This is a genomic window from Blastococcus sp. SYSU DS1024 (assembly GCF_054050795.1).
Genome location: NZ_JBJHAA010000011.1, coordinates 40,636 through 52,121, shown reverse-complemented (window position 1 = coordinate 52,121; position 11,486 = coordinate 40,636). Strand labels below are relative to the sequence as shown.

Here is an 11,486-nt window from a genome sequence, read left to right as displayed (position 1 = left end):
GGTCATCCGGTCGGGGCCCTACTGTCCGGCTGATGGGCGAGGCGACCGGGGAGGCGACCGGGGAGGCGCCGCGGGGCACCGCTCCGGGGTCCGGCACCCGCTGGTGGCGGCCGGTGGCCGGTCTGCTCGCCGCCGTCCTCCTCGTCGGGGTCACGGCGCTGGTCGGGCGGGAGCTGACGCGCAACGGCGTCGACCTGCACCTGATCGGCGGGTACGTGCTGCGCGGGACCTGGGACCCGGTGGTGTCCCCGCGGGTGCTGCTGCCCGTCGCGGTGGGGCTCGTCCTCGTGCTGTGGGGCCCGGCCGCTGCCCGGCGCCTGGGCTGGCGGTGGCTGCTGGCGGGCTCGGCCGCGGCCACGGCCGGCTGGGCCGTCGCCCTGGCGCTGGCCAGCGGGTGGGGCCGGCTTCCCGAGCCGCTGGGCAGCCGGTACGAGTACCCGCACGACGTCGGCCGGGTGGACGGGATCGGCGAGCTGCTGCGCACCTTCAACGACTCGGTGCTGGCCGATTCCGCCGAGCCCTGGACGACGCACGTCTCGGGGCACCCCCCGGGGGCGCTGCTGGCCTTCGTGCTCCTGGACCGGGTCGGCCTGGACGGCCTGGGCTGGGCGGCGGCGATGTGCATCGCGGCCGGTGCGCTGGCGGTGCCGGCCGTGCTGGTCACGGTGCGGGCGGTCGCCGACGAGCCCACGGCGCGGGCGGCGGCGCCCTTCCTGGTGCTGGCACCGACGGCGCTGTGGGTGGCCACCAGCGCCGACGCGCTGTTCGCCGGCGTCTTCGCCTGGGGTGTCGCCCTGCTGGCCACCGCGGCGGCGCGGGAGCGGGGCGCCGCGCTCCGGGCCCTGGCCGGGGGGGCGCTGCTGGGGCTCGCGCTGCACCTCTCCTTCGGGCTCGCGTCGCTGGGCCTGCTGGCCCTCGCCGTCGTGGTGGTGCACCACCGCCGGCTCGGCTGGGCGGGGGTCGTCCGGGTGCTCGCCGTCGCGGCCGGCGGGGTGGTCCTGGTCTTCGCGCTGTTCGCCGTCGGCGGCTACGACTGGTTCGAGGGGCTGTCCCTCACCGCCGAGCGGGTGCGCTCCGGCCCGTCGTACGCCGACCGGCCGCTGGCGTTCTTCCTGGTGGCCAACGTCGCGGCGGCGGCGGTGGCGGCGGGGCCCGCGGCGGTCGCCGGGCTCGCCTGCCTGCGCCGGTCGGCGCTGGCGCTGCTGCCGCTGGCGGTGCTGGCCGGGATGCTGGTGAGCGACGCCACCGGCCTCGTCCGCGGGGAGACGGAGCGGATCTGGCTGCCCTTCACGGTGTGGCTCCCGGTCGCCGCGGCCTTCCTCCCGGCGCGGCAGTCGCGGCTGTGGCTGGTGCTGAGCGCGGTCACGGCGATCGCGGTGGAGGTGGCGGTCCGGACCGAGTGGTGACCGGCCCGGCTCAGCCGCGGGGAGCCGGGCGCAGCTCCGCGGTGGCGAACTCCCGCATGCCGTCGAGGAAGTCCACCCGCGCCCGGAAGCCCAGTTCGGCCTCCGCCCGGGCGGGGCTGGCCACCACGTGGCGCACGTCCCCGAGCCGGTACTCGCCGGTCACCACCGGGTCCGGCCCACCGAAGGCGTCGGCCAGCGCCCGCGCCATGTCGCCCACGGTGTGCGGCCGGCCGGAGGCCACGTTGTAGGCCCGCAGTGACGACTCCCGCGGCGACGCCTCGAGGGCCCGCAGGTTCGCCGCGGCCACGTCGGAGACGTGCACGAAGTCCCGCTGCTGGCCGCCGTCCTCGAACACCGCGGGGGCGCGGCCGGACTCCAGGGCGCTGCGGAAGATGGAGGCGACGCCGGCGTAGGGGGTGTCCCGCGGCATCCGGGGGCCGTAGACGTTGTGGTAGCGCAGGGCGACGACGGAACCGCCGGTCGACCCCGCCCACGCGGCCGCCAGGTGCTCCTGGGCGAGCTTGGTCGCGGCATAGGTGTTGCGGGGGTCGGGGGCGGCGTCCTCGGTGACGAGGTCCCAGCCCAGCTGCCGCCCGCAGCGCGGGCAGGGCGGTTCGAAGCGGCCGGCGTCGAGGTCCGCGCGCCGGCGCGCCGCCGCCGGCACCGGGCCGTGCTCCGGGCAGGAGTAGCGCCCCTCGCCGTAGACGACCATCGAGCTGGCGAGCACCAGCCGGCCGATGCCGGCCCGGGCCATCGCGGCCAGCAGCACCGCGGTCCCCAGGTCGTTGATGCCGGCGTAGAGGGGCATGTCCTGCACGTCGACGCCCAACCCCACCATCGCGGCCTGGTGGCACACCGCGTCGACGCCCTCCAGCGCCCCGTCGACCGCCGCCGCGTCGCGGACGTCGCCGACCACCAGCTCCGCCCCGTCCGGGAGCGGGGGGCCGTCGGGGTAGTCGGGGTGGACGGCGGGCAGCAGGGCATCGAGCACCCGCACCTGGTGGCCGGCGTCGAGGAGAGCGACGACGACGGCCGAGCCGATGAAGCCGGCACCGCCGGTGACGAGGACGCGCACGAGCCGGGACGCTACTGCCGCGGGACGGGGCCCGCCGTCCGGCCGGGACGTCGGTGGCCGGCGCTAGCGTGCGGTCCGTGCAACGCTGCGCCTGGGCCACGAGCGCCCCCGAGTACGTCACCTACCACGACGAGGAGTGGGGCGTCCCGCTGCGCGGCGACGACGCGCTGTTCGAGCGGCTGTGCCTGGAGGCGTTCCAGTCGGGCCTGTCCTGGATCACCATCCTGCGCAAGCGGCCCGCGTTCCGCGCCGCCTTCGCCGGCTTCGCGATCGACGCGGTGGCCGCCTTCACCGACGAGGACCGGGCGCGGCTGATGGCCGACGCCGGCATCGTGCGGAACCGGGCCAAGATCGACGCGGCGATCACGAACGCGCGGATGGCCCAGCAGCTGCCCGAGGGGCTCTCGGAGCTGCTCTGGTCCTTCGCGCCCGAGGGGCCGCGCAGCCGCCCGCAGGCCCTCGCCGACGTCCCGGCGACCAGCCGCGAGTCGGTCGCCATGGCCAAGGAACTCAAGCGACGGGGCTTCGTCTTCGTCGGGCCGACCACGGCCTACGCGCTCATGCAGGCGACCGGGATGGTCGACGACCACGTCGTCGGCTGCTTCCGGGCGGCCCCCCCGGAGGGCGACGCGCCGTCACCCTGACGGGCCTCGTGTTGGACGGAAGGCCCTCATACGGGATCATTGCCCCCGGAGCTCACAGCATCGGACACCGCGCGCCCGTCAGACGAGGCAGGCGTGCGGCTGGCGAAGGAGGCACGCATGGCGGCCATGAAGCCGCGCACGGGTGAAGGTCCCCTCGAGGTCACCAAGGAAGGGCGCGGCCTGGTCATGCGGGTACCGCTGGAAGGTGGCGGGCGCCTGGTCGTCGAGCTGTCGCCCGACGAGGCGGCCGCGCTCTCGGAGGCGCTGAAGGGCGCCACCAGCTGATCGCTGCGCGGTCCGCCCTCCGGCGGCCACGCGCAGGCACGACCCGGCCCCGGCCGACGGCAGCTCGCCGTCGTCCGGGGCTCTGTCGTTCTCCGTGCTCAGGCGGCGCCGGGCACCGGGCTGCGGCGCAGGGCGGCGAACCAGCGGCCGCCGTCCTCCCAGGACTCCACGAGGCGCAGGCCCGTCGCCGTCGCGACCCGCTCGATGGCGTCACACCCCACGTGCGCCCAGTCGAACCACGAGCTGACCTCGCCGGCCCGTTCCAGCCGGAGGCGGGTCGTGCGCTGGCCCGCACCCGGCCCCTCGGTCTCGACGAGCACCCGGCCCCCCGGGGCGACGAGGGCCCGGCAGCGGCGCAGCAGCGCGGTGGGGTCCCCGCCGATGCCGATGTTCCCGTCGGCCAGCAGCGTCGTGCCCCACAGCCCTTCGGCGACGACCGGCTCGAAGACCGACCGCCGGATCACCGTGGCGCCCGAGCGGCGGGCCAGCCGCAGCGCCGTCGGCGAGATGTCGAGCCCCACCGCGTGCACGCCGCGGCGGGCGAGCTCGGCGGCCAGCCGGCCGGGGCCGCAGCCGACGTCGAGGACGGTGCCCCGGGCCCGGGCGAGGAAGCGGCGGTCGACGTCGTCGGCCTCGCCGGTCCACCGGTCCAGTGCACCGGCGAGCGAGTACGTGCGGCCGTCGGCGTCCCGCACCGACCACGGCTCCGGCGCGGGCGCGTCCCCGGTCCCCGCGGACTGCAGGGCCGCCGCGTAGAAGTCGGTGGCTGCAGAGGGCATGGGCTCTCGCTTCCCGGTGCGCGGCGGACGGTGGCCAGCCGCCGAACCGAGGTCGCGGGACGTCGGGGTGGCGGGGCGTGCTCAGGCCAATAGCCAGAATCGGACGTGCTCAACCCAGTAGTGCTGCCGCACCGCGCGCCCCGTCCCCGACCTGCGGATCCGGGGTGCTGCGCTGGCCGCGCGGGGGGTACCGGGAGAAGCTGGTCCGATGGAGGAGGGCGCATGAGCGAGGACCGGGGGGTCGTGTTCCCCGCGGGGGCCGACGGACGGCGGAGCACGGCGGCCCTCGGCCGGGCCGTCGTCGCGGACGCGCTGCGCCCCGCCGACGCCGCCGGCGCGCTGGCCGCCGAGCGGGAGACCAACTGGCGGGCGGGCTACCTGACCCACTTCCGCCGGCTGGTGGAGGCCGGGCTCCCCTCGCCGGAGGCGGCGCAGGCCATCGCCGGCGCCGGGCTGGCCTCCCTGCACGCGCGGATGCGGGTGGCCGGGCCCGAGGGGGAGACCGCCCTCGCCGGGCTGGCCACCGCGCCCGCCGGCCGGGTGCTGCACACGGTCGAGGTGACCGGTACCGCCGAGCCGGAGCGCGAGCTGTCACTGCCGTTCCGCGGCGGGCGGCTCCGGGGCGACGCCCTGCTGCGCCGGCTGGACGCCTGGGTGGCCGCCGGGGTCGTCGAGCCGTCGTGCGCGGAGGCGGTGCGCACCGTCGCGGCGCACCCCGAGTGGCTGTCGCTGCCGGACACCACCGTGGTCGTGCTCGGTGCCGGCGCCGAGATGGGGCCGCTCACCGCCCTGCTGCGCTGGGGCGCCCGCGTGGCCGGGGTGGACCTACCTCGCGCGCCGCTGTGGGAGCGGGTGCTCGGCATCGCCCGGTCCGGCGCCGGCACCCTCCTGGTGCCCGTGACGGAGCCCGGATCGGAGCCGGACCCGGCGCGCGCGGGAGCCGATCTGATCGCCGAGGTCCCCGCGGTGGCCGACTGGGCTGCCGGGCTGCCCGGGTCCGCGGTGCTGGGCAACTACGTCTACGCCGACGGCGCGACGAACGTGCGCGTCTCCGCGGCCGTCGACGCGCTCACCGTGCGGCTGGCGGGCGCGCGGCCGGAGCTCGCGCTGGCGTTCCTGGCGACCCCGACCGACGTCTTCGCCGTCCCCGCCGACGCGGTGGCGCAGTCGGTGGAGGCGTACGCGCACCGCAGCCGCGCGGCGAAGCTGCTCGGTCGCCCGCTGCGGACGGTGTCGGGTGGCCGGCTCCTGCAGCGCGCCTACGTGCCCGGCACCGACCCGGGCATCGCCGACAGCCTGGTGGCGCAGCAGGGCCCCAACTACGCGCTGGCCAAGCGGCTGCAGCGGTGGCGGGCGACCGCCGCGCGCGCGGCGGGCAGCACGGTGTCGATGAACGTCGCCCCGCCGACGCGGACCCGCTCGGTGGTGAAGAACCGGGCACTGGCCGCGGCCTACGCCGGAGCCCACCGGTTCGGCGTGGAGATCTTCGACCCGGCGACGTCGAACGTGCTCATGGCCGCGCTGATGGTGCACGACCTGCACACCGGCGGCGGACCGGCGCACGAGCACCCGTGGCAGGACGAGGCGCACGAGGCCGCGCACGGCGGGTTGTGGCGAGCGGCGTACCAGCCGCGCAGCGCGCTCGGGCTGGCCGCGCTGCTGGGCTACGGCTCCGCCCGGGGCTGATCCCGTCGGCCGGGCACTGGCGTGGGCCGCCCGGGCGGACCACAGTGGGCTCCCCGAACCATGGGAGCGGAGATGGCCCGGTTGTTCAGCGCGCGCACCCTGCTCACGGTCCTGCGGACCGGGAACGCCCGGGCCCGGCTGCGGGCCACCCGTGACGGGCAGGCCGCCGTCCGGCTGCACCTGGGCGCCGCGGCGCTGAGCACCGGCGTCCTGGACGCGCTCGGCGACCGTGCGGTGGCGACCCCGGAGATGGCCCGCCGGCTGGCGGTGGCCCGTGACGACCTGCTCGCGGCCTTCCTGCGGGTGCTCGCGGCCGCCGGCCTCGTCCGGGAGGACGCCACCGGCTGGTCCCTGACGCGCGCCGGACGCGCCCTGCGGGACGACGACCTGGCGCGGGCCTCCTACGAGGCGTTCGCCGGGTTCCACACCGGGCTCTACCGCCACCTCGGTGACCTGCTGGCCGGTGGCCCACCGCGGCGGGACGTCGTGGAGCAGGGAGCGGTCATCGCTCGGGTGTCGGCCGCCTTCGAGCCGTTCGTCGACGACGTCCTCCGGGACACGGTGGCGGACGTGTCCCCGCGGAGGGTGCTCGACGTCGGCTGCGGCGCGGGGTTGCAGCTGGCCGCGGTGCTGGCCGCGGCTCCGCAGGCCGAGGGCGTCGGGGTGGACGCCGACGCCGACGCCGCCGCCCTCGCCGAGCGCACCCTCGAACGGCGCGGGCTCGCGGGACGGGCGCGCATCGTGCGGGCCGACGTCCGGCAGCTCACCGACGAGGGCGGCTTCGACCTCGCGCTGCTGGCCAACGTCGTCTACTACGTGCCGGTGGCGGAGCGGGGCGCCCTGTTCGCCGACGTGGCCGGGCTGCTCGCGCCGGGAGGCACCCTCCTGGTCGTCACCACGGTGGCGACGCCGCAGCTGTTCAGCCGGCACTTCGACCTGCTGCTGCGGGCGCAGGAGGGAGGCATGTCGTTGCCGGGGGCCGAGGACCTGGTCGCGGGGCTGCGCGCGGCCGGGCTGCGACCGGGCGAACCCCGGCGGATCGCCCCGGGAGCCCCGCTCGTCGCCGTCGCGGCCGTCCGGCCGCGGTGACCGGACCCGGTCAGGCCGGGCCGACGAGCCCCGCCACGATCTCCGCCGAGAGGCCCACGAGCGGCAGCCCCCCGCCGGGGTGCGCCGAGCCGCCGACCAGGAACAGCCCCGGGATGCGGGAGGCGTTGCCCGGCCGCAGGAACGCCGCCCGCGAGCCGTTGCTGGAGCTGCCGTAGATGGACCCACCGACGCTGCCGGTGCCGCGCGCCAGGTCGGCCGGCGTCCGGATCTCCCGCCAGCGGGGACGGCCCCGGACGTCGAGCCCGCGGCGGGCCATGACCGTCAGCACCCGGTCGGCGTACCGCTCGGCGAGCCCCGGGGCGTCCCAGTCCACCCCGTGCACCGGATCGTGCCGCGGCGCGTTCACCAGGACGAACCACGACTCGCTGTCGCCGTCGGGCACCAGCGCCGGGTCGTCGGGCGCGCTGACGTAGACGGTGGGATCGGGCACCGGGCACGGCCGGCCCGCGCACCGGCCGGCGCCGAAGACGGCGTCGAACTCCGCGTCGTAGTCGTCGGGGAAGAGCACCGTGTGGTGGTCCAGCCGCGGGGTCCGGCCGCGCAGCGCCAGCAGCAGCACGAACCCCGACAGCGACGGCGTGGCGCGGGCCAGGTCCCGGCGCACGCCGCGGGTGCGCGGGTCGGTGGGCAGCAGGTCGGCGTGCAGCGCGGCGGCGTCGACGCCGGAGACGACGACGTCGGCGCGCAGCCGCTCGCCGTCGGCCAGCTCCACCCCCGCCGCCCGGCCGCCCTCCACCAGCACCCGGCGCACCCCGCAGCCGGTGCGCAGCACCGCGCCGTGCGCGACGGCCCGGTCGAGCACCGCGAGGCCGAGCCGGTGCAGCCCACCCCGCACGTACCAAGAGCCGAAGGCCTGCTCGGCGTAGGGGACGGTGGCCAGCACCGCCGGCGCACGGCGCGGATCCGAGCCGGAGTAGGTGGCGTAGCGGTCGAGCACGGTGCGCAGGTGCGGGTGGCCCAGGTGGCGGCGGCCGAGGCCGCGCAGCGACCGCCACGGCGCGATCGCGGCGATGTCGGCCGGGCGCCGGGCCAGCCGCGCCAGCGTCGTCGCCCCGGCCAGCGGGGTGCGCAGGAACGGCCCCTCGCTGATCCGCCACATCGCCGCGGCCCGCTCCATCAGGGCGGCCCACTGGGCTCCGGCGCCCGCCCCCAGCGCGTCGTCGAGGGCGGCCGGCACGGCATCCGCGCGGCCGGGCACGGTCAGCCGGGTGCCGTCGGCGAACCGGTAGCCGACCGCCGGGTCCAGCCGCACGAGGTCGACGGCGTCCTCGAGCCGGCTGCCGGTCGCGGCGAACAGGTCGCGGTACACCTGCGGCAGGGTGACCAGGCTCGGCCCGGTGTCGAAGGCGTGCCCGTCGCGGGCGAACCAGCCGAGCTTCCCGCCGACGTCGGGCGCCTGCTCCACGACGGTCACCGCGTGGCCGAGGGCCGCGAGCCGCGCGGCGGCGGCGAGCCCCCCGAGCCCGGCGCCCACGACCACCACCTGCGCCACCGGCCCACCGTAACCAGCCGGCCCGGAGCGCGTCGGCGGGACGGGGCCCTCAGCGCGGGACGGCGAGCGCCAGGACGGCGAGGTCGTCGGGCTCGTACCGGGAGCCGGCCAGCTGTGCCTCGACCGCGGCCGAGATCGCACCCACGACCGCTTCCGGGTCGGCGACCGGCGCGCCGGCGACGACCCGCAGCAGCGCGTCCTCGCCGAACTGCCGCCCGGCGTCGTCTCGTGCCTCCGTGACGCCGTCGGTGTAGAGCACCAGGGTCGACCCGGGCGGCAGGTGGAGCGTGGTCTCGGTGAGCTCGACCTCGGCGTCGATGCCCAGGGGCGGGCCTGCGGTACCGACCGGACGGGCGTCGCAGTCCGCATCGGAGACGACGGGGAGCGGGTGCCCGGCGACGGCGAGACGGACCCGGTGGCCCGGCTCCGCCAGCTCCAGCACCAGGCAGCAGGCGGTCACGAACCGCAGCGGCGCGCTGCCCTGCTCGTGCAGCAGCGCGGTGTTGACCGCCCGCAGGATCTCCGCCGGGCTCCCCGTGGCCGCGGCGCGGGCGGTGTGCCGGGTGACCGCCGTGACCGCGGCCGCTTCGGCGCCGGTGCCGCAGACGTCGGCGATCAGCACCATCCACCGTCCGTCGGGCAGCGGGGTGACGTCGTAGGTGTCGCCGCCCACGAGCGCGGAGTCGCCGCCCGCGCGGTAGCGGGCCGCCAGCTCCACCCCGGGGATGGTGGGCAGCAGGGAGGGGAGCAGGCTGCGCTGCAGGGTGTCGGCCAGGTCGCGGACCACCGACTCCGCGCGCAGCCGGGCGAGGAACTGGCCGATCTGCCGGCCGGCGTGCCCGAGCACCTCCAGCAGCTCCGGGGGCACGGGCCGGGACTGCGTCGAGAACAGCTCGCAGACGGCGAGCAGCGTGTCGCCGCTGAGGACCGGGAACGCGACGCCGGTGCTGAGGCCGTCGGCGCGGGCGACGTCCCGGCGGACCACTCGCGGATCCGTGGCGAGGTCCTCCACGACCACCGGGACCCGCTGCAGCCACGCGCGGCCGGGCAGGCCCTCGCCGCGGCGGAACACCCGGCGGGGTGCATCGGCGGCGAGCGCCGGCACGTCCGCGCCCGGCGCGGCCCAGGTGCCCGCGTGCACCAGCCGGCCGTGCTCGGAGTCGGCCTGCCACAGCAGCGCGGCGTCCCAGTCCAGCTCCGTGCACAGCGTCGGGAGCAGCTGCTCGAACGCGACGTCGGCGTCCGGCGCCTCGGTCAGCGCCGCCGTCACCCGCAGCGTGGCGGCCAGGTAGCGGCTCACCTGCATCTGCCGCTCGAGGAGGATGGTGGTGCTGGCGTCGCGCAGCACGCCGACGATGCAGGACTCGGCGGGGCCGGCGCCCGGGTAGGGCTCGACGCGCGCCAGCGTCACGTCGATGGAGACCTCGTGCCCGTCGACGTGCAGGGCCGGGAGCTGGGTGGTGTTGCCGACCAGCTCGCCCCGGCCGGTGGTGAGGAACCGGGTGATGTGGCCGCTGTGCCCGGCCCGGAACCGCGGCGGCATGATCTCGGTCAGGTCGCGGCCCAGCAGGTCGGCGGGGGAGTAGCCCAGCAGGCGGGAGACCGCGGGGTTGACGTAGGTCACCCGGCCGCCGGAATCGGCGACCACCACCGTGTCGGGCAGTGCGGCGAGCAGCGTCGCCGCCGGTACACCTGAGGTGGACTCGGGCACTCTTCTCCCTGCACGATGTTCCTCGACGGAACGTAGTGGCCCCGTCACGATGAGCGTCTCACAGGACGGGTGAGGGTGCCGACGTGAAATGTCGACATGTGGCCATGCCGACATTTCGCCATGTCGCTCCCGGGCGGCGGCGGCTCAGAAGGCGTAGCGGATGCGCAGCCACGGCGCGTGCCGGGCGACCAGCTCGCGCAGCCGCGCGACCGCCGCCCGCTTGATCCCGGCGCGGTAGCGCACGTTGTCCTGCCCGTTGGAGCTGCGCTTGGGCTCCTGCAGGTCGGGCCGCCAGAGCAGCTGCTCGGCCGTCGGGTGCCACCCGAGGTTCACCTCGTGCAGGGCCTCGTTGTGGGTCAGCAGGATCACCTCGGCGGCGGCCTGGGCCTTGGCCGCGGCGCCCAGGCCGTCGTCGAGTTGCTGCAGCAACTCGGCCCAGGCCTGCTCCCAGCCGTCCCGCAGGACGACCGGCGACAGGTTGAGGTGCACCTCGTACCCCGCGGCCACGAAGTCGTCGACGGCGGCGATGCGGTCGGCCATCCGGCTGGTGCGCACGTCGAGGACCCGCGCATCGTCCTCGGGCATCACGGAGAAGCGCAGCCGGGTGCGACCGGCCGGGTCGAGGTCGAGCAGCTGCCGGTTCACGTACTTGGTCGCGAAGGACGCCTTCGCCGTCGGCAGGCCGCGGAAGGTGCGCACCAGGTCGGCGACGTTGTCGCTGACCAGCGCGTCCACCGAGCAGTCGCTGTTCTCGCCGATGTCGTAGACCCAGCTCACCGGGTCGCACTGGTCGGGCTCGCCCTTCGGGCCCTGCCGCGCCACGTGCCGGCGCAGGTGCCCGGTGATCTGGTCGATGTTGGTGAAGACTGTGATCGGGTTGGCGAAGCCCTTACGCCGGGGCACGTAGCAGTAGGCGCAGGCCATGGCGCAGCCGTTGGCCGTGCCGGGGGCGATGAAGTTCGCCGAGCGGCCGTTGGGCCGGGTGACCAGCCCCTTGCGGACGCCGAGCACCAGCGTCTCGGTCTTCACCCGCACCCAGCGGTCGACGTTCCCGGCGTTGCCGTGCAGCTCGGGGATCTGCCAGTGCGAGGGCACCTCGACCACCTCGGCGTCGGGGAACCGGCCCAGCACCTGGCGGCCGCGGGCGGAACCGATCGCCGCCGGCTCGGCGTAGATGCGGCGGACGCGGAGCAGCGAGTTGGCCGGCACCGGCACCGGGGCCGGCTCGGCGAGGTCGAAGAGGGTGAGCGGCTCGGCGGCTCCCATGCCGGGTGCAGCACCGGCGGGGCGGCCGCCAT

General features: G+C 76.9%; 10 protein-coding genes. 5 read left to right on the top strand and 5 right to left on the bottom strand.

The annotated features are described in order from the left end of the window. Positions 1 to 32 precede the first annotated feature (32 nt). The gene (locus ACI79S_RS11855) at positions 33 to 1,406 is read left to right on the top strand and encodes a hypothetical protein (protein ID WP_456593633.1); all 1,374 of its coding nucleotides are present in this window, start codon (positions 33 to 35) and stop codon (positions 1,404 to 1,406) included. A 10-nt stretch (positions 1,407 to 1,416) separates the two neighbouring features. Here ACI79S_RS11855 and ACI79S_RS11850 read toward each other — a convergent pair whose 3' ends face one another. Then, positions 1,417 to 2,481 carry an NAD-dependent epimerase/dehydratase family protein gene (locus ACI79S_RS11850; RefSeq protein ID WP_456593632.1) on the bottom strand — a complete coding sequence of 355 codons (1,065 nt, stop codon included), beginning with the start codon at positions 2,479 to 2,481 and terminating at the stop codon, positions 1,417 to 1,419. 77 nt (positions 2,482 to 2,558) lie between these two features. Between ACI79S_RS11850 and ACI79S_RS11845 the strand changes: the two genes are divergently transcribed. After that, on the top strand, positions 2,559 to 3,125 hold the full coding sequence (locus ACI79S_RS11845) for a DNA-3-methyladenine glycosylase I (RefSeq protein WP_456593631.1): 567 nt from the start codon (positions 2,559 to 2,561) through the stop codon (positions 3,123 to 3,125). Between the two features lie 117 nt (positions 3,126 to 3,242). After that, complete coding sequence (locus ACI79S_RS11840) at positions 3,243 to 3,410, top strand: DUF3117 domain-containing protein (RefSeq protein WP_012947303.1); 168 nt, start codon at positions 3,243 to 3,245, stop codon at positions 3,408 to 3,410. 98 nt (positions 3,411 to 3,508) lie between these two features. Here the strand turns inward: ACI79S_RS11840 and ACI79S_RS11835 are convergent, their stop codons facing one another. Further along, positions 3,509 to 4,189: a class I SAM-dependent methyltransferase gene (locus ACI79S_RS11835; RefSeq protein ID WP_456593630.1), complete on the bottom strand. Its 681-nt coding sequence runs from the start codon at positions 4,187 to 4,189 to the stop codon at positions 3,509 to 3,511. 222 nt (positions 4,190 to 4,411) lie between these two features. Between ACI79S_RS11835 and ACI79S_RS11830 the strand changes: the two genes are divergently transcribed. Further along, a complete protein-coding gene (locus ACI79S_RS11830) occupies positions 4,412 to 5,875 on the top strand; it encodes a hypothetical protein (protein ID WP_456593629.1) in 1,464 nt (487 codons plus the stop codon). A 249-nt stretch (positions 5,876 to 6,124) separates the two neighbouring features. Continuing rightward, positions 6,125 to 6,964, top strand: coding sequence for an SAM-dependent methyltransferase (locus tag ACI79S_RS11825; protein ID WP_456593727.1), 840 nt, complete (start codon positions 6,125 to 6,127; stop codon positions 6,962 to 6,964). Between the two features lie 10 nt (positions 6,965 to 6,974). Here the strand turns inward: ACI79S_RS11825 and ACI79S_RS11820 are convergent, their stop codons facing one another. From ACI79S_RS11820 to ACI79S_RS11810, 3 genes are all read right to left on the bottom strand, one after another. Then, on the bottom strand, positions 6,975 to 8,477 hold the full coding sequence (locus ACI79S_RS11820; RefSeq protein ID WP_456593628.1) for a phytoene desaturase family protein: 1,503 nt from the start codon (positions 8,475 to 8,477) through the stop codon (positions 6,975 to 6,977). A 49-nt stretch (positions 8,478 to 8,526) separates the two neighbouring features. Then, positions 8,527 to 10,188, bottom strand: coding sequence for a SpoIIE family protein phosphatase (locus ACI79S_RS11815; protein WP_456593627.1), 1,662 nt, complete (start codon positions 10,186 to 10,188; stop codon positions 8,527 to 8,529). Positions 10,189 to 10,332: 144 nt separating this feature from the next. Continuing rightward, positions 10,333 to 11,454 carry a spore photoproduct lyase family protein gene (locus ACI79S_RS11810; protein ID WP_456593626.1) on the bottom strand — a complete coding sequence of 374 codons (1,122 nt, stop codon included), beginning with the start codon at positions 11,452 to 11,454 and terminating at the stop codon, positions 10,333 to 10,335. Positions 11,455 to 11,486 lie beyond the last annotated feature (32 nt).